Source organism: Streptomyces sp. NBC_01012 (assembly GCF_045162755.1).
Taxonomy (GTDB): Bacteria; Actinomycetota; Actinomycetes; order Streptomycetales; family Streptomycetaceae; genus Streptomyces.
Genome location: NZ_CP108688.1, coordinates 2,449,791 through 2,466,978, shown reverse-complemented (window position 1 = coordinate 2,466,978; position 17,188 = coordinate 2,449,791). Strand labels below are relative to the sequence as shown.

The following is a 17,188-nucleotide window of genomic DNA, read 5'->3' as shown; positions in this document are numbered from 1 at the left end:
GTAGGCCCCGCACAGCAGTAGGCCCCGCACAGCAGTAGGCCCGGACCGTGGTGACGGTCCGGGCCTACTGCGTGGTGCTCACGGTGCGATGCGCTTCGGGGGTACTGCGCGCTGCGACTCGAAGGCGGGGCTGTGCGTACGCTCTGTACGCGCCGCCTGGCTGAGGCTCGTGGTGCGGTGGCGTCGGTCAGGCGCTGGCGTTACGCGCCCGGTTGCGAGCGGCGCGGCGCTTCATTGCGCGGCGCTCGTCCTCGCTGAGGCCACCCCAGACGCCGGAGTCCTGGCCGGACTCGAGCGCCCACTGCAGGCACTGCTCCATGACGGGGCAGCGACGGCAGACGGCCTTGGCTTCCTCGATCTGCAGCAGCGCAGGACCGGTGTTGCCGATGGGGAAGAACAGCTCGGGGTCTTCCTCACGACAAACGGCGTTGTGACGCCAGTCCATGGCTGCTACCTCTCCTTGGTATTACATGCTGGTGCTTGTGAATGTGAACGCTTTCACGAATCCCCCCGCAGACGAAGGTCCGACGTCCAGATGAACTGGATGTGGTCCTGTTGTGGTGAGGAGGGGTTCTGGCTCTCAGTGGAGGCCGGTGTTCCGGGCCGTCCCGATCGCCATGAAGAGATTCCCAAACCTCGACGACGGATACAACCCCTTCTGGAAAGTTTTTTTTGATTCCTCGGTGTCGACTAGGTCACAGCCGTACTTCTAAGGGGTGGGGGCCAGCCCAAACGTTCGAGTTAAAGGACTTTCGCCGCTTCCACTCACACAATCACACGCAGTGCACGGCGTACGCCTGTGAACGTCACGCTCGTGCGCAGCCCCAGGTGGTCACCGTCCATCTGGAAAGGCAGTGGAGCCTTTGAATGCAAGGTGAAGTCTGTGAGGTCGTGCAGGGACACGGCGTGCTTGCCGTGAGGGCCCTTCTCCGGGCTCGAAGTGAGCAGCTGGGTGGCGTACCGGGTCACCGCCGGGGTGGAGAGACGCTTGAGGCCGAGGATGTCCAGGGCGCTGTCGAAGGAGGCCTTCGGAGAGGCGTATATCGGACGGTTCCCCAGGTAGGTCCAGGGTGCGGTGTTGCAGATTATCGACAGCGCGAGGTCGGTGACCGGGTCCTGGCCGGGAACCTCCAGGGTGATCCGGCCGTTGCGCCGGTGCGGGTCGTCCATGAACTGCCTGAGCACCTGGCGCACGTACAGCGCATGGGTCGACCGCTTGCCGCGCTCGCGCTGCTGTTCGACCCGACCGATGACGCCCGCGTCGAAACCGAGTCCGGCGCAGAAGGTGAACCACCGGCCGGGGACCGCTTCGTCCGCCGTGCCCGGGGTGCCGGCCGCCAGACCGAGGCCCACCGTGCGCTCGCTGCGGGCCGCGAGCGCGTCGAGGATGGCGCCCGTCGCCTCCACGGCGTCGTTGGGGACGCCCAGGGCGCGGGCGAACACATTGGTGGAACCGCCGGGGACCACGGCGAGGCTCGGCAGCCCCTCGGGGTCGGGGCCGTTGTGCAGGAGTCCGTTGACCACCTCGTTGACCGTGCCGTCGCCTCCGAGGGCGACCACCAGGTCGATGTCGTCGGAGTCGGCGGCGCGCCGCCCCAGGTCACGGGCGTGCCCGCGGTACTCGGTGGTCACGGCGTCCAGCTTCATCTCGCTGGCCAGCGCGTGAATCAGCACGTCACGAACCCGCGCACTGGTAGTGGTGGCAGCTGGGTTGACCACGAGAAGTGCGCGCATGCCCGCCAGGGTACCTACCGCGCGGTACCGCCCTGAAGTCCCGATCCACCGGGTCCACGCCCGCTCACGCAGTGTGACGAGCCGCCCCTGGGGTGACCCGTCAGGACCCGGCTTCGCGTCCGGGCATCCGGGATGCGAATCTGAAAGGCGTGAGCACTCAGCAGAACGCGCCCTCTCCGTCGCCGTCGGCCGGCCAGGAGAAGCCGGGCCGGATCGCCGCACTGGCCGTACTCAACGCGCTCGAAGGCGCCGCTCTCGTCGTCGGCGGGATCTACATGCTGGCCGTCGGACTGTTCGGCCGGCCCGACAGCATGCAGCAGGCCGAGATGGGCGGACTCACACTGGTCGCGCTCGGCCTGATCCCGCTGTTCGCCGCCCGCGGGCTGCTGCGGCGGCGCAGCTGGAGCCGTGGCCCCGCGCTCATCACCCAGCTCATGGCGCTGCCGGTGGCCTGGACACTGCTGCGGTCCCAGGGCGCCCTGATCCCGGCGGGCATCGTCCTCGCGGCGGTCGCCGTCACGTCGCTCGTGCTGCTGTTCGACCCCACGACGCCGGCGGCGCTGGGCATCCGCCGGGGGCCGCGCACGACCCCCGACGCCTGAACCCGGTCCGCCGGGGCCTGCTCGTGCGGGGCCGGTCGGGCCCTGTTCGTACGGGACCCGTCGGGCCTGCTCGTACGCGACCCGTCGGGCCTGCTACTCCTCGACGAGCAGCCGCTCGCGCAGCTGGGCGAGCGTGCGGGCGAGGAGGCGGGAGACGTGCATCTGGGAGATGCCGACCTCCTGCGCGATCTGCGACTGCGTCATGTTGCCGAAGAAACGAAGCAGCAGGATCCGCTTCTCGCGGGGCGGGAGGTCCTCCAGCAGCGGCTTGAGCGACTCCCGGTACTCGACGCCCTCCAGCGCCTCGTCCTCCGAGCCCAGGGTGTCCGCGACCGCGGGCGACTCGTCGTCCGTGTCCGGGACGTCGAGCGAGAGGGTGCTGTAGGCGTTGGCCGATTCCAGCCCCTCCAGGACCTCCTCCTCCGAGATGCCCAGGCGCTCCGCCAGCTCGTGCACGGTGGGGGAGCGGCCGTGCTGCTGGGAGAGCTCGGCGGTGGCCGTGGTCAGGGAGAGCCGCAGCTCCTGGAGGCGCCGCGGGACCCGCACCGCCCAGCCCTTGTCCCGGAAGTGCCGCTTGATCTCGCCGACGACCGTGGGGGTCGCGTACGTCGAGAACTCGACACCGCGGTCCGGGTCGAACCGGTCCACGGACTTGATCAGGCCGATGGTGGCGACCTGCGTCAGATCGTCCAGCGGCTCACCGCGGTTGCGGAATCTGCGGGCCAGGTGCTCCACGAGCGGCAGATGCATCCGCACCAGCCGGTTGCGCAGCTCGGCCTTCTCCACCGAGCCTTCGGGAAGCTCCCGCAGCTCGATGAAGAGCGCCCGTGCGCCGCTGCGGTCATGTGGATCGTGGTGTCCGTGCTCGCTCATCCGGCCCGCCCGCTCCGCCTGTGACTGCTCCGCCGCGGCGGGGCGCTCCTGGGCGCCGTCGCCGTCCGCCCCGCCTTCCGGGTGCGGCCGGGCCTGCTGCTCCGGGAGGGCTGCCGGGCGCACCGGCCCCGACCGGATCGTCTCGTCCCGCACAGGACCGTCCCCGTTCCCGTCGCTCACGCCGGCCCGGGTCCCGCGCCGCGCTGTTTGTAGAGGCTGATGCTGACCGTACGGTCGTCGGCGACCGTGGATTCGACCTTGCCCGCCAGCGCGGAGAGCACCGTCCAGGCGAAGGTGTCGCGCTCGGGGGCGCGGCCGTCCGTCGTGGGGGCCGAAACGGTCACATCGAGGGAATCGCCGACGAGTCGGAAGACGCAGCTGAGGACGGAGCCCGGCACGGCCTGCTGGAGCAGGATCGCGCAGGCCTCGTCGACCGCGATGCGAAGATCCTCGATCTCGTCGAGAGTGAAGTCCAAGCGCGCTGCGAGACCGGCCGTGGCCGTACGCAGCACCGACAGGTAGGCACCCGCAGCGGGCAGCCGGACCTCTACGAAGTCCTGGTTCCCGGGCTCGCCTGCGATCTGGGACACCCTCACCTCCAAGGTGGCACACACTCGTTCGAGGGCTCCGGGACGCGTGCCCGGGGCCATACGGTCCGTCGTCGGTTCTCTGGTTCGGCGACGCTGTCGCGACCCATGATGCCGTGTCGCCGAGACCGCGACCCGCTGATTACTCATGGTAAGCATATGAGTACACACAGTGGCTAGTGGTCTGCGGCGGTCAATTGCGAAGAACCGGCGCCGGTTTGACGTACCCAGGCGTCAGACGATCGAACCGTCCACGAAGCACCATCGCCAGCTCTCGGCGCAATCGAAGCTGCGCATCACCGGATGGCCGGTCGCCTCGAAGTGTGCCGTGGCGTGCTTCAGCAGCGAGGAATCGCAGCACCCCACATGCCCGCAGACGAGGCAGAGCCGCAGCTGCACGAAGTGTGTGCCGGCCTCGAGACACTCCACGCAGGTGTCGCTGAGCGGGGCGGGTTCGGGGCGCGGCAGTCCGGATACGTGAAGGCACTCACTCATGATGGCCACGTTACGACCGGGCGAGGTCGTTGTGTCGGATGCGGGACGCCGGATGTGAGGACGCGAGATGGACGCATTGCCGCTGGTGGCACTCGTCGCGGCAAGTGCGGCGGTCGCCGGTGCCGCCCGCCGCACACCGGTGCCTCCGCCGCTGCTGCTGGTCGCGGCCGGCCTGCTGGCCGCCTATCTGCCGGGCGTGCCGAGCTACACGCTGGACGCGCACATCGTGCTGCCGCTGCTCCTGCCGCCGCTGCTGTACACGGCCGCGGTCGACAGCTCGTACCTCGACCTGCGGGCCAATCTGCGGCCGGTCGCGCTGCTCTCCGTCGGGTACGTCCTCTTCGCGACGGTCGCCGTGGGGTGGCTCGCCCATTTCCTCGTGCCGGACCTGCCGCTCACCGCCGCACTGGTGCTCGGTGCGGTGGTCGCCCCGCCGGACGCCGTCACGGCCGCCGCGATCGCCCGCAGGGTCGGGCTGCCCACCCGGGTCACCACGATCCTCCAGGGCGAGTCCCTGGTGAACGACGCCACCGCGATCACCGCCTTCAAGGTGGCCCTGGCCGCAGCGGTCGGCGAGGGCATGAGCTGGGGCGCGGGGGTCGGCGAATTCCTGCTGGCGTCCGTCGGGGGCATCGGCGTCGGTCTGGTGCTGATGGTGCCCCTGCACTGGCTGCGTACCCACCTCAGGGAGGCGTTGCTCCAGAACACCCTGTCGCTGCTGATCCCTTTCGCCGCCTATGCGGCGGCGGAGCGGGTGCACGCGTCCGGAGTGCTCGCCGTGGTCGTCGTCGCGCTCTATCTGGGGCACCGTTCCTGGCAGGTCGACTTCGCCACACGGCTCCAGGAGGCGGCCGTCTGGAAGATGATCGCGTTCGTCCTGGAGTCCGCCGTCTTCGCGCTCATCGGGCTGCAGCTGCCCTTCGTGCTCAGAGGGCTCGGCTCGTACGGCGTCGCCGAGGCCTTCGGCTACGCGGTCCTCGTGTTCGTGGCGGTGGTCGTGGTGCGCTTCGTCTGGGTGTACCCGGCGAGCTACCTGCCACCGCTGCTCTCCAAGCGCATCAGGAAGCGCGAGGGGCCGACGCCCTGGAGTTCGCCCCTGATCGTCGGCTGGGCCGGGATGAGGGGCGTCGTCTCGCTGGCCATCGCCTTCTCCATCCCGATGGTCACGCACGACGGGGATGCCTTTCCGGCGCGCAACCTGGTGCTGTTCCTGACCTTCACCACCGTCATCGGCACGCTGGTCGTGCAGGGACTGAGCCTGCCCCTCCTGGTGCGTGTGCTGAAGCTGCCGAGGCGCAGCGAGCGCGACGGGACACTGGCCGAGGCACAGGCGCAGAACGAGGCGTCCACGGCCGCGGACGCCGCCCTCGACGCGTTGCTCGCCGACCCGCGCAACGCGTTGCCCGACCCGCTGCTCCAGCGGCTCCGCGCCGTCATGGAGCGGCGCCGCAACGCGGTGTGGGAGAGGCTCGGCGCGGCCAACCCGGTCACCGGGGAGTCGGCGGACGAGACCTACCGGCGCCTCGCGCGCGACATGATCGCGGCCGAGCGGGAGGTCTTCGTACGTCTCAGGGACGAGCGGCGGATCGACGACGAGATGCTGCGCGCCCTGCTGCGGCGGCTCGACCTGGAGGAGGCCGCCGCCTACCGGGAGTCGGACGGCGCGTGACCCTGCCGCCGGCGGCTCATGACGGCTCGGGGCGGCCGGTGATCACCGCGGTGACCGTGGACCCCGGTGCGAAGGCACCCTCGCCGGCCAGCACGGTCAGCCCGTACAGGAGCTTGGCCACGTAGAGCCGCTCGACGGGCAGCCCGTGGCGGTCCTCGAAGTCGTCGGCGAAGGCGTGCAGCTCCGGTGTGGTGCGGGCGTATCCGCCGAAGTGGAAGCGTTCGTCCAGGGACCACCGCCCGGCCGGGCCGCCGAAGGCCTCCCGCTGGAGGTCGCGTACCGCCGCTCCCAGGAACCCGCCGCGCAGGACGGGGACGCCCAGGGCGCGCTGCCCCTCGCCGAGCCCCGCGGCCAGCCCGGCGAGGGTGCCGCCCGTGCCGCAGGCGACCGCCACCGTGCCGGTCCGGCCACGCAGTTCACGGCCGAGCTCTGTGCAGCCCTGTGCGGCGAGTGCGTTGCTGCCGCCCTCCGGGACGACCAGGCACTCCCCGAAGAGGCTCAGCAGGCCGTCCAGGGTGTCGGGGGAGGCCTTCGCGCGGTAGGTCGCCCGGTCCACGAAGTGCAGACGCATGCCGTCGGCCGCGCACCGGGCGAGTGACGGGTTCAGCGGGCGCCCCGCCAGCTCGTCGCCGCGTACGACACCGACGGTGGGGAAGCCCAGCAGACGTCCGGCGGCGGCCGTCGCCCTGAGGTGGTTCGAGTAGGCCCCGCCGAAGGTCAGCACCGTACGTCCGGCGGAGGCACGGAGGTTGGGGGCGAGTTTGCGCCACTTGTTGCCCGGCAGGTCCGGGTGGATCAGGTCGTCGCGCTTGAGCAGCAGCGTCACGCCGTGCCGCGAGAAGCGCTCGTCCTCGGCCGGCCGCAGGGGTGAAGGGAGCACCGGCCGCAGCCGGGAGAGGTCAAGCTCTTCGCCGGTCATGCCCTCATTGTGTGCTGTCCGGACAGCACACCCGTCGGGTGCCGGGCTACTTCAGCCGGTCACGGACACGGCCCCGCATACCGGGCATCGAGAGGCCGTGCGGATCGATCTTGCCGGGCTGCCACTCCAGATGCCCGATCACCGAGGGTGCCTCCCACCCGTGGAAGCGGCAGACCGCGGCTGCCGCCGCCTCGATGGCTTCGCGCTGGACGGCGGGCCAGGGGTCCTCCCCGTCGCCGAGGTTCTCGCACTCGAAGCCGTAGAAGTGCCGGTTCCCGTCGGTGACGGCCTCGTCGACCGCAGGGAGCCGTTTCTCGGCGATGACGGAGCGCAGGACGTCGCCGTCGCCGAGACCGGCGTGGTTGGTGCGGCCGTAGCCGACCAGATGGACCCGGCCGTCCTTGGCGATGACACCGTGGCAGAGCGGGCCGGGCAGATCCGCGCGGCCGTCACGGCAGATCTCGACGGTGCGGTCGGTGCCCCTCGTCGCGGTGTGGTGCAGCATCACACCGTGCACCGGTCCCCAGGGGCCCTTGTGGTTGCGGGTGTGGGTGCTCCAGTCGCCGACCTGGACGACGGTGAGCCCCTCGTTCTTGAGGGCCTTGATGAAGTTGCTGGCGGACATGGGTGAGGACATGGCCGACTCCTTCGCTGGCAGGGGAGCGTGTCCGTACAGCGCTTGTACCGGAACACGAGGCTCCGGCAAACCTGTACGGACCCTGTTCGCCTGGTGTGCGATTCGATCCGGACAGTCAGTCCTGGGCGAGCCACAGGTCAGGGCCGAACACCTCGTAGTGGATGTCGGCCGACGCCACTCCCTTCGCCAGCAGCTGTGACCGTACGGCGCGCATGAAGGGGAGCGGGCCGCAGAGATAGGCCTGGGTGCCGGGGGCGACCGGAAGGGTGCCCAGGTCGACCGTGCCGGTGCGGTCGGCGGGATGGCCGGGCTCCGGGGTCTCGTACCAGAAGTGCGCCGAGGCGTCGGGGAGCTTTCCGGTGAGCGCCTCGTGGTCCGTGCGCAGCGCGTGGGCGGCGGGCGAGCGGTCGCCGTGCACCACGGTGACGGGTGAGCTGTGCCCCTCCTGCGCCAGGTGCTCCAGCATCGACAGGATCGGGGTGCAGCCGATACCGGCCGAGGCGAGGAGCAGCGGGACGTCGGCACCGTCGAGCACCAGATCGCCGTACGGCGCCGAGACACGCAGCCGGTCGCCCTCGCGCAGCCGTGCGTGCAGGTGCGCGGAGACCTCGCCCTCCGGACCCGTCCCACCGTGTACCCGTTTGACCGAGAAGGTGCGCAGGTCCGCTCCGGGCGCTCCGGTGAGGCTGTACTGGCGTATCTGCCTGGCGCCGTCGGGGAGTTCCACCTGTACGGAGACGTACTGTCCTGGCCGGAAGGCGGGAGCGGGCGCGCCGTCGGACGGGACGAGCCGGAAGGTGGCCACGTCGGCGGTGTCCTCCGTGCGGGAGACGACCGTCCACTCGCGCCAGACGTCGCCTGCCGTCACGCCCCGCTCCGCGTAGAGCCGTTCCTCGATCGCGATGAGGGCGTTGGCCATCAGCCAGTAGACCTCGTCCCAGGCGGCGGCGACCTCCGGGGTGACGGCGTCGCCCAGCACCTCGGCGATGGCGGCGAACAGGTGGGTGTGCACGATCTCGTACTGCGGGGCGGTGATGCCCAGGGAGGCGTGCTTGTTGGCGATGCGGCCCAGCATCACGTCCGGCCGGATGTCCGGGTGCTCGACGAGCTGGGTGGCGAAGGCGGCGATCGACCCGGCGAGCGCCCTGCGCTGGGTGCCGGAGGCCTGGTTGCCCCGGTTGAACAGGTCCCGGAGGAGCTCGGGGTGGGCCTCGAACAGCTTCCGGTAGAAGAGGTCCGCGATGTCCCCGATGGCCGCCCCCACGGCGGGGAGGGTGGCTCGGACGGTGGCGGTCGATGTCTCGGAGAGCATCGGTTGACTCCTCGGATGTGAGGGCGACCGCGGTGCGGTCGCCGGTTAACTGGCATCTGAGATGCATATTTTGGAACGGCATGAACCGCCCGGCACGCGCGGGGCGTGCGTGGGGGTGGGCGCGGGCGGATCAGCCGGGAGCGGGGCGGCCGCGGCTGATGCCGATCAGCAGCGGGCCGGTGGGGGAGGCGACGAGATCGCTGACCGTGAGCGGGTCGAGCGAGGCGTAGAACGCCTCCTCGGCCCGGCGCAGCGCGGAGCGGAGCACGCAGGCGGAACGCAGGGGGCACGGGGTGCCGCCCTCGCACTCGACCACCTCGGCCGGTCCCTCCAGCTGCCTCACCAGGGTGCCGATCGAGGCCGAGTGTCCGGCGGTGGTGAGGGAGAGCCCTCCGCCCCGGCCGCGCCGTGCGTCGACCAGGCCGAGGTGCTGGAGGCGGGCGACGACCTTCGCCGCGTGGGTGTACGGCACCTGCATGGTGGCCGCCACCTCGCGGGTGGTCGGCGGGTCCTCGTCCTGCGCCGTGACGGTCAGGCGCATGAGCACCCGGAGCGCCACATCGGTGAATCTCGTCAGCCGCATGACGGCAGGTTATTTAAGTTGCATCTGAGATGCAACTTAGGGTGCCCGTTACGTCCGTCACCGGCCGCGTCATCATGGAAGGGTGCGGCCTCGCGACGGATGCGGGGTACGCGTGGGCGAGAGAGGTGGTCAGCGGCCGTGCCGAAGCCGAACGCAGCCGACGGAATGCCGGCGGACAAGGTCATCACCGACCCGGACAGTCTGGGCCGCTACGCGCACGACGAGGCGGAGTGGGCCCCTGCGGGGCTGCCCCTGGCCGTCGTGCGGCCCCAGGACACCGAAGAGGTGCGGGCCGTCGTCGCGTACTGCGTCGAGCACCGGATCCCGGTGATCCCGCGCGGCGCGGGCACGGGCCTTTCGGGCGGGGCCAACGCGGTGGACGGCGCCGTGGTCCTCTCCTTCGAGGACATGAACCGGATCCTGCGCATCGACCCGGTGGAGCGGATCGCCGTCGTCCAGCCGGGCGTCGTCAACGATGATCTGCGTGCCGCGTGTGCCGAGCAGGGCCTCTGGTACCCGCCGGACCCCGCGAGTTCGCCCTGGTCGACCATCGGCGGCAACACGGCCACCAACGCCGGAGGCATGTGCTGCGTCAAGTACGGGGTGACCCGTGACTACGTGCTCGGGCTCGAAGCGGTCAACGGTCTCGGTGAAACCGTGCGGGTCGGCAGGCAGACCGCGAAGGGTGTCGCCGGCTACGACCTGTGCGGTCTGTTCGTGGGCTCCGAGGGCACCCTCGGCGTGATCACCGAGATCACCGTGAAGCTGCGTGGCGCGCGGCCCGCCGAGCGCACGGTGGCGGGCTTCTTCGACTCGGTCGTCGCCGCGGGGGACGCGGTGAGCCGGGTGACCGCCGCCGGCATCGTGCCCTCGGCGCTCGAACTCCTCGACCGGCACTGCCTGAAGGCCGTCGACGAGTGGAAGAACATGGGTCTTTCCTCGGACGCGGACGCGATCCTGCTCGGCCGTGTGGACACCCCGGGCGCGGCGGGCGATGCCGAGGCCGAGGCGATACGGGCCTGTTTCGCGGAGGCCGGCGCGGCCTGGGCCGAGGTCTCCACCGACCAGGCGGAGGCGGACGCGCTGTTCCAGGCCCGCCGGCTCGCCTATCCCGCGCTGGAGCGGCTGGGGCCCGTACTCACCGAGGACGTGGTCGTGCCGCGGTCCCTGGTGCCGCGGATGCTGGCGCGCATCGAGGAGATCGCCGGCGCGCACGACGTCCTCATCGCCAACATCGCCCACGCCGGGGACGGGAACCTCCACCCTCTGATCATCACCGACCCCGGCGACGACGCGGCCAGGGCACGCGCCCAGCTCGCCTTCGAGGACATCCTCGACGCGGCGATCTCCTTCGGCGGCACGGTCACCGGTGAACACGGCGTCGGGCTCCTGAAGATGGGCGGCATGGACCGCGAGGTGGGCCCGGTCAACCTCGCCATGCAGCGTGCGGTCAAGGCGGCCCTCGACCCCCACGGCATCCTCAACCCGGGCAAGGTCGTCGTATCGGGAGCGCCGCTGGCGCACTGACAGCTCCCCCTACCGCAAGGGCTCGCTGAGCTCGACGGCACGCAGAGCAGCTGCGAGCGCCCGCTCGTCGCCGATGTCCAGGGCCGTGTCGGTCAGCTTGATGACGTGCTCGTCCCCGTGCGCCAGGGCCCGTTCGACGACCTCGTCGGCCGTGATCCGCCCCGGCGGTACGTACGCCACCGGGGCGTCCGGCGCGTACATGGCGGTCACCGCCGCGGAGGCCGTCCAGGCGGCCTGGAGACTCGGCACCCACAGGGCGCGCGGCAGTGCGGGGAGGGTGCGCAGGACGGCGTTGGGGGCGGTGGCGGCGTGGACCAGCATCGTCTCCTCGCCATGGCCGTGCGTGGCGTACCGGTGGGTGGCCGCCCTGACCAGTTCGGTGAGCCGGCGCCGCGCATCGGCCGGGTCGGTGACGCCGGTGGCCCACACCGGCAGACTCCTGACGCCGTCGAGCCTGGCGGGGAAGCCGCCCGTCCGTCCGACGACGGGCTCCACGGCGTCGAGGGCCGCTTCGGCGCTTTCGGCGCCGGGCACGGGGACGAGTCCCGTGACGGGACGGTGGCGGGCCGCCCAGTAGCCGAGGCCGTGGGCGAGTTCGGTCAGCCGCGGTTCGGTGGCATCGCCCGCGAGGAGCGTGCGTACGGCATGACCCACGCGGATCACGGGGTGCGTCGATCCGCCGTACATGCCGGGCAGGAGGCGGGGCCACCACAGGGTGAGCACCTCGCGCCAGGGGTGCTCGGCGAGCTCGCGGCCGAAGTATCCGATCCAGTCGGCCGCGCGGCGCGGGTCGCCCAAGGCCTCGTGCCAGTCGGCGTCCGTGACCGGCGCGACGTGGTCCGGGAACTCCTCGAGCCTGGACGCGTAGACGTCGAGCCAGCGGTGCACGGCTGCCGCCTGGCCGCGGGCGGCGAGGGCTTCGACGGCCATCGGCGCGTGGTTGGTGAGCCGGCCGAGCCGCTCGGGACCCGAGGTGTGCAGCCGCTGGAGTGCCTCGTCGAGGGTGCCTGTCGTATCCATGGTGAGAACGCTAGGCAGCTGTGCGCGGCGGTGTAACGGGCGGAAGTACCAGGCGGCGGACGGAAGTCCCGGACGGCGGGCGGGCTGAAGTGCTAGGTCGGAAGGCGTGGTTGCGCCCGGGCGCGGGCAACGTTCCCGTCCGCGGCCCGATTAGTCACACTCTTTTGTGTAATAGCGCGTCGTGTCCCTCAGCTGGAAGTCTGCTTCTCGCAGGTCAGCCCATGATCGAGAGGATGTCGGATGTCCGTTGGTGAAGAGGTTCGCGACACGCAGCCGCCGCAGCAGAGTCTCGGCACAGCGGCTGCGCGGAACCTCGCGACGACGACCAAGTCCGCCCCGCAGATGCAGGAGATCACCTCGCGGTGGCTGCTGCGCATGCTGCCCTGGGTGCAGGTGCAGGGCGGCACATACCGGGTGAACCGGCGGCTGAGCTACTCGGTCGGGGACGGCAGGGTGACCTTCGTCCAGACCGGTGACCGGGTCGCGGTCATCCCCGCCGAGCTCGGCGAACTCCCCGCCCTGCGCGACTTCGGCGACGAGGAGGTCCTGACCGAGCTGGCGCGCAGGTGCGAACAACGCGATGTCGCGGCCGGCGAGGTGCTCGCCCAGTCGGGCGACGCGGCCGACCGGGTCCATCTGCTGGCCCACGGCAGGATCGAGAAGATCGGTACCGGGCCCTACGGCGACGAGACGGTCCTCGGAGTCCTCGCCGACGGCTCGTACTTCGGCGACCAGGTCCTGGTCGACGCCGACGCGACCTGGGACTACACGGCCCGTGCGGTGACCGCCTGCACACTCCTGACCCTCCGCCGGTCGGACGTGCTCAATCTCGCGGCCCGCGCGGACTCGCTCCGCGACCATCTCGCCGGGCTGCTCGCCATCCCGCAGCAGCGGACCAACCACTACGGCGAGGCGGAGATCGACCTGTCCGCGGGACATGTGGGGGAGAGCGTCGTCCCGCACACGTACGTCGACTACGAGTCGGCGCCCCGTGAATACGAACTGAGCGTCGCCCAGACCGTGCTGAAGGTCCACAGCAGGGTCGCCGACCTCTACAACCAGCCGATGAACCAGACCGAGCAGCAGTTGAGGCTCACCGTCGAGGCGCTGCGCGAGCGCCAGGAACACGAGCTCATCAACAACCGGGAGTTCGGCCTCCTCAACAACTGCGACTACGGACAGCGGCTCCAGCCGCACGACGGGGTGCCCAGCCCCGACGACATGGACGAACTCCTGTCGAGGCGGCGTGGATCGAAGCTGTTCCTCGCCCATCCGCGCGCCATCGCCGCGTTCGGCCGCGAGTGCAACAAGCGCGGCCTGGTGCCGGAGAGTGTGGAGGTCGGGGGACACCATGTACCGGCGTGGCGCGGGGTGCCGATCTTCCCGTCGAACAAGATCCCGGTGACCGACGCCCGCACCACATCGATCATCTGCATGAGGACCGGTGAGGCGGAACAGGGCGTCGTCGGGCTCCAGCAGACCGGCATCCCCGACGAGCTGGAGCCGAGCCTCTCGGTCCGCTTCATGGGCATCGACGAGCAGGCGATCATCTCCTACCTGGTCACCGCGTACTACTCCGCCGCGATCCTGGTCCCGGACGCCCTCGGTGTCCTGGAGAACGTGGAGGTGAGCCGCTGGCGGTGACGCGCTCCCCGGGGCTCGGGCGGCGGCAGGGCGCGTTGCGAGACGCTCCCCGGCCCCCGCCGCCCGGCCCCGGCAGGCCGAGGCCGCGACCAAGGCGCCCCGTGGCGCCCGGAAGGAGTCACCGTGACCATGACCGGTACGGATGCCGCGATGGAGGAGCACAAGGCCGCCGCGCTCCTGGAGCACACCCGTAACGCCGTCGACCCGCACCTCAGAGCGGCCGTCGAGACCCTGCCCGGGGCGATCCGCCGGGTCGTCCTCTACCACTTCGGCTGGCAGAACGCCGACGGCACTCCCGCCTCCGGGCAGGCCGGCAAGGCCATCAGGCCGGCGCTCGTGCTGGCCGCCGCCCGTGCGCTGGGCGGGGACCCGGAGACGGCGATGCGGGCGGCGGTCGCCGTCGAGCTCGCGCACAACTTCACCCTGCTCCACGACGACGTCATCGACGGGGACACCACCCGACGGCACCGGCCCACGGCCTGGGCGGTGTTCGGCGTGCCCGACGCCGTCATCACCGGTGACGCCATGCTCTCCCTCGCCATGAGACTGCTGGCGGACGACCCGCACCCGGCGTCCGCAGAGGCCGCGGTGCGGCTCTCCAGCTGTGTCATCGAGCTCTGCGCCGGACAACAGGCGGACTGCGCCCTTGAGGACCGCGGCCCCGACGACGTCACGCTCGACGAGTGCTTGGCCATGGCCATGGCCAAGACCGGAGCCCTGCTCGGCTGCGCCTGCGCCCTCGGCGCGCTCTACGCCGGAGCGGGGGAACACGCGGTCCGCGCCATGGACGGCTTCGGCCGGGAGGCGGGTCTCGCCTTCCAGCTCATCGACGACCTGATCGGTATCTGGGGTGACACGTCCCGCACGGGCAAACCGGTGGGGGCGGATCTGACCGCCCACAAGAAGTCCCTTCCAGTCGTCGCGGCGCTCACCTCGGACACCCCGGCCGCCGCCGAGCTCGCCGCGCTCTACCAGGGCGCCATGGAGACGACGGGGGAGGTGAGAAGCGCCGCCGACGCGGTCGACCGGGCCGGTGGGCGTGACTGGGCCCAGTCCGCGGCCGCGGACCGGATGGCCAGGGCCGTCCACCATCTGTCCCGCGCGGTGCCCGCGTCGGCCGGCGCCGGAGATCTGCTGGCCCTGGCCGAATTCGTCACTCGCAGAACCCACTGAAACAGGGCCGCCCGTGACCCGCCCCGAGGTTCAACTCTAGGATTCCGTCCGTCGGTTGGGACCAAGGACCAACTCCACGGGATGAAGAGGGCGGTGCCGGTCATGGGCGTACGAGTGCGGCAGGCTGACCAGCGGGACAGGGACCGGATCGTACGGATCCTGGAGGAGGCGTTCCACCACGATCCGGTGAGCAGCTGGATCTTTCCCGACGAGGACCACCGGCGCGCGGTGCACGGGAAGTTCCTCGGTGTCTTCGCCGACGTCGCGCTGGACAACGGCCGGGTGGACCTCCTGGAGGACGGCGCGGCGACGGCCCTGTGGCTCTCCGTTCCGGCGGGCGCGCCGGAGGGCGAGGACGACACCCCCGCGCTCATGCGGGAGACCGCGGACCCGGACAACGAACGGGCCGAGCTGGTGGGGAGACTGACCGGCGCCGTCCATCCCCATGACCGCGCCCACGCGTATCTGCTGATGATCGGCGTCTCCCCGGAGCGCCAGGGGGAGGGGATCGGTGAAGCACTGATGAGAGGGGTCCTGGAGCAGTGCGACCGGGAGGGAACCCCCGCCTATCTGGAGGCCAGCAGCCCGCGCAGCCGCGGACTCTACGAGCGTCTCGGTTTCACCTTCATGGGGCGGACCGTCGACCTTCCCGGCGGCCCGCCGATGTGGCCCATGTGGCGTGAGCCCCAGGTCTGATGACGGGGGTCGGCCGCCCGTGACGCCGAAGGGGAGGGCGCCGAGGGGAGGACGCGGGGGCACGGCTACAGTCCCTGCTCATGACAGATGAGTCGTGGGCAGGCTGGTACCGGGATCGCGAGGGTTCCGAGGCGGTCATTCTCACCACGGACGGGCAGCAACTCCGTATCCGCGTCCGGGGCACGGACTTCGAGGGCGAGAGCTTCGACCGTCTGGCCCCCGTGGCGGGTCCCCCGGTCGCGGACGGGCTGTTCGCCCTGGTGGACGGGGTACTCGACGACTGCGTCCTGGAGTGGGACCTCCCGCTCCCCGTACTCGTCTCCGGCACGGTCCGCCACACCACGCTCAGCTGCCTGCTGTCCCTGCGCAGGGCGGACCCGGATCTCTTCCTGGCGCTCCATCTGGACGGGGCGGTGTACGAGTCGAACCGTGCCGAGGGTGACTTCGCCGCCGCGCTGGCCACGATCCAGCGCATCCTGCCCCCGGACATACATCTGCAGACCTGCATAGCCTGCGCCTTCTCCGACTACTTCCCGGCCCCGGTCCGCGGTCTGTCCGGCGGGCTCGCCTGCTTCCGCGGCGCGAAGGACGCCTACCGCGATGTGGCGGGCGGGGACGATGTCGCCGGCCTCTGGGACCGGCGCACCGGATTCGTCCAGGAGATATGGAGCTGCCGGGAGTTCGAACCCCGTCCGGCGCACGGCGCGGGCACGGGGCACCGGGGTGCCTTCCCGCTCGAACTCGCCTGAGGCCGCGCGGCCCCGAGGCCGAGGGGCCGCCCCGCCCATGCGGAACGGCCCCGTCGCACGACGTGACGCGTCCCGGCACGCGTGTGTCAGGACACGCGTGCCGGGACGTGCGTGTCAGGACGTGGCGTTGGCGAGCGCGGCCACCAGGCCGTTCTGCCAGAGGGAGTCCACCCGCGAGCTCTCGGCGGCGTTCGGGTAAGCGTTCGTGCAGGACGGGCCGGGGCCGCCGCCCGACATGAGCTCGCTGCACGGGCCTTCGTAGTGGTCCGGAAGCCCCAGCACATGCCCGGTCTCGTGAGTGGTCACCCGGGTCGAGTCGTACTGCTGGTTCTGGGCGTAATCGAGGAACACGTATCCGCTGCCGTGTCCGTCCGTGCTCGCGTACGAGCCCCGGGCGTCGTTGCCCTCGCGGTAGTCGAAGTCCGCGTTCGACCCCTCCTGCAGCTTGACGCTGCTGACCGAGCTGTTCCAGATGCTGGCGGAGCTGGCTATCTGGCTCCGGAAGGTGGGGGCGTTGGAGGCGTTGTAGACCACGGTGACCGCCTGGGCGCCCGGGTGCGCGGCTCGCTTCTCGGCGACCGACTTCATGACGGCGTCGAAGAAGGCCTTGTTCGACGCGGCGTTCTCGGCCGACCCGGCGTAGGCGGCGTAGCCGGCCTCCGCCGTGGTCACCGGAGCGGTGGGAGCGTGGGACGGGGCGGCGGCGACCGCGGGGGTGGCGCCGAGCGCGGCGACGAGGCCGAGGCCGGCCACGGCTGACATGACAGCTGTCCTGGGGTGACGCATGGGGGGTGGTCTCCTACCTGTCCGAAGAACCCCGTCCGGAGGCCGGACGGGGAACGGGTGGGGGGGTACGGACAGAGTGTCGGGCCGACCGGGGCCGGAGCGGATGATGTCAACAGCCGATAGCTCCGCCTTATCGCCCGCACAGGGAGCACACAGAATCAGCACGTGCCGCTCGCCCCGAC

Annotated in this window: 18 protein-coding genes; 7 read left to right on the top strand and 11 right to left on the bottom strand. The window is 71.1% G+C overall.

The window, feature by feature from the left end; all coding sequences use genetic code 11:
• Positions 1 to 187: 187 nt before the first annotated feature.
• The gene (locus OG623_RS10740; RefSeq protein WP_003953983.1) at positions 188 to 445 is read right to left on the bottom strand and encodes a WhiB family transcriptional regulator; all 258 of its coding nucleotides are present in this window, start codon (positions 443 to 445) and stop codon (positions 188 to 190) included.
• A 320-nt stretch (positions 446 to 765) separates the two neighbouring features.
• A complete protein-coding gene (locus tag OG623_RS10735; RefSeq protein ID WP_406146025.1) occupies positions 766 to 1,734 on the bottom strand; it encodes a diacylglycerol/lipid kinase family protein in 969 nt (322 codons plus the stop codon).
• A gap of 149 nt (positions 1,735 to 1,883) precedes the next feature.
• On the opposite strand from OG623_RS10735, the gene OG623_RS10730 reads away from it, so the two are divergent.
• On the top strand, positions 1,884 to 2,336 hold the full coding sequence (locus OG623_RS10730; RefSeq protein ID WP_406146024.1) for a hypothetical protein: 453 nt from the start codon (positions 1,884 to 1,886) through the stop codon (positions 2,334 to 2,336).
• A gap of 93 nt (positions 2,337 to 2,429) precedes the next feature.
• Here OG623_RS10730 and OG623_RS10725 read toward each other — a convergent pair whose 3' ends face one another.
• The 3 genes from OG623_RS10725 to OG623_RS10715 form a co-directional block, all read right to left on the bottom strand.
• Positions 2,430 to 3,389, bottom strand: a complete 960-nt coding sequence (locus OG623_RS10725) for an RNA polymerase sigma factor SigF (protein WP_406146023.1) — start codon at positions 3,387 to 3,389, stop codon at positions 2,430 to 2,432.
• Positions 3,386 to 3,799 (bottom strand): anti-sigma regulatory factor, encoded by a 414-nt coding sequence (locus tag OG623_RS10720; protein ID WP_406146022.1) that lies wholly within the window; start codon positions 3,797 to 3,799, stop codon positions 3,386 to 3,388. The genes OG623_RS10725 and OG623_RS10720 overlap by 4 nt, the downstream gene beginning before the upstream one ends.
• Positions 3,800 to 4,030: 231 nt before the next feature.
• Positions 4,031 to 4,291, bottom strand: a complete 261-nt coding sequence (locus OG623_RS10715; protein WP_406146021.1) for a UBP-type zinc finger domain-containing protein — start codon at positions 4,289 to 4,291, stop codon at positions 4,031 to 4,033.
• A 67-nt stretch (positions 4,292 to 4,358) separates the two neighbouring features.
• On the opposite strand from OG623_RS10715, the gene OG623_RS10710 reads away from it, so the two are divergent.
• Positions 4,359 to 5,960 (top strand): Na+/H+ antiporter, encoded by a 1,602-nt coding sequence (locus OG623_RS10710; RefSeq protein WP_406146020.1) that lies wholly within the window; start codon positions 4,359 to 4,361, stop codon positions 5,958 to 5,960.
• 16 nt (positions 5,961 to 5,976) lie between these two features.
• Here the strand turns inward: OG623_RS10710 and OG623_RS10705 are convergent, their stop codons facing one another.
• The 4 genes from OG623_RS10705 to OG623_RS10690 form a co-directional block, all read right to left on the bottom strand.
• Positions 5,977 to 6,879, bottom strand: a complete 903-nt coding sequence (locus OG623_RS10705) for a 1-aminocyclopropane-1-carboxylate deaminase/D-cysteine desulfhydrase (protein ID WP_406146019.1) — start codon at positions 6,877 to 6,879, stop codon at positions 5,977 to 5,979.
• 46 nt (positions 6,880 to 6,925) lie between these two features.
• Positions 6,926 to 7,516 carry an N-acetylmuramoyl-L-alanine amidase gene (locus tag OG623_RS10700; protein WP_406146018.1) on the bottom strand — a complete coding sequence of 197 codons (591 nt, stop codon included), beginning with the start codon at positions 7,514 to 7,516 and terminating at the stop codon, positions 6,926 to 6,928.
• A gap of 115 nt (positions 7,517 to 7,631) precedes the next feature.
• Positions 7,632 to 8,828 (bottom strand): globin domain-containing protein, encoded by a 1,197-nt coding sequence (locus OG623_RS10695; protein WP_406146017.1) that lies wholly within the window; start codon positions 8,826 to 8,828, stop codon positions 7,632 to 7,634.
• Between the two features lie 130 nt (positions 8,829 to 8,958).
• Positions 8,959 to 9,411 carry an RrF2 family transcriptional regulator gene (locus OG623_RS10690; RefSeq protein ID WP_406146016.1) on the bottom strand — a complete coding sequence of 151 codons (453 nt, stop codon included), beginning with the start codon at positions 9,409 to 9,411 and terminating at the stop codon, positions 8,959 to 8,961.
• 165 nt (positions 9,412 to 9,576) lie between these two features.
• Here OG623_RS10690 and OG623_RS10685 point away from each other — a divergent pair, with 165 nt between their 5' ends.
• On the top strand, positions 9,577 to 10,938 hold the full coding sequence (locus tag OG623_RS10685; RefSeq protein ID WP_406151772.1) for an FAD-binding oxidoreductase: 1,362 nt from the start codon (positions 9,577 to 9,579) through the stop codon (positions 10,936 to 10,938).
• 9 nt (positions 10,939 to 10,947) lie between these two features.
• Here the strand turns inward: OG623_RS10685 and OG623_RS10680 are convergent, their stop codons facing one another.
• A complete protein-coding gene (locus OG623_RS10680) occupies positions 10,948 to 11,958 on the bottom strand; it encodes a questin oxidase family protein (RefSeq protein ID WP_406146015.1) in 1,011 nt (336 codons plus the stop codon).
• A gap of 240 nt (positions 11,959 to 12,198) precedes the next feature.
• Between OG623_RS10680 and OG623_RS10675 the strand changes: the two genes are divergently transcribed.
• From OG623_RS10675 to OG623_RS10660, 4 genes are all read left to right on the top strand, one after another.
• Positions 12,199 to 13,602, top strand: a complete 1,404-nt coding sequence (locus tag OG623_RS10675; RefSeq protein ID WP_406146014.1) for a family 2B encapsulin nanocompartment shell protein — start codon at positions 12,199 to 12,201, stop codon at positions 13,600 to 13,602.
• A gap of 129 nt (positions 13,603 to 13,731) precedes the next feature.
• Positions 13,732 to 14,775, top strand: coding sequence for a family 2 encapsulin nanocompartment cargo protein polyprenyl transferase (locus OG623_RS10670; RefSeq protein ID WP_406146013.1), 1,044 nt, complete (start codon positions 13,732 to 13,734; stop codon positions 14,773 to 14,775).
• A 102-nt stretch (positions 14,776 to 14,877) separates the two neighbouring features.
• On the top strand, positions 14,878 to 15,471 hold the full coding sequence (locus OG623_RS10665; protein ID WP_406146012.1) for a GNAT family N-acetyltransferase: 594 nt from the start codon (positions 14,878 to 14,880) through the stop codon (positions 15,469 to 15,471).
• An 80-nt stretch (positions 15,472 to 15,551) separates the two neighbouring features.
• Positions 15,552 to 16,220: a DUF6304 family protein gene (locus tag OG623_RS10660; protein WP_406146011.1), complete on the top strand. Its 669-nt coding sequence runs from the start codon at positions 15,552 to 15,554 to the stop codon at positions 16,218 to 16,220.
• A 114-nt stretch (positions 16,221 to 16,334) separates the two neighbouring features.
• Here OG623_RS10660 and snpA read toward each other — a convergent pair whose 3' ends face one another.
• Positions 16,335 to 17,006, bottom strand: a complete 672-nt coding sequence (gene snpA / locus OG623_RS10655) for a snapalysin (RefSeq protein ID WP_406146010.1) — start codon at positions 17,004 to 17,006, stop codon at positions 16,335 to 16,337.
• Between the last annotated feature and the right edge of the window lie 182 nt (positions 17,007 to 17,188).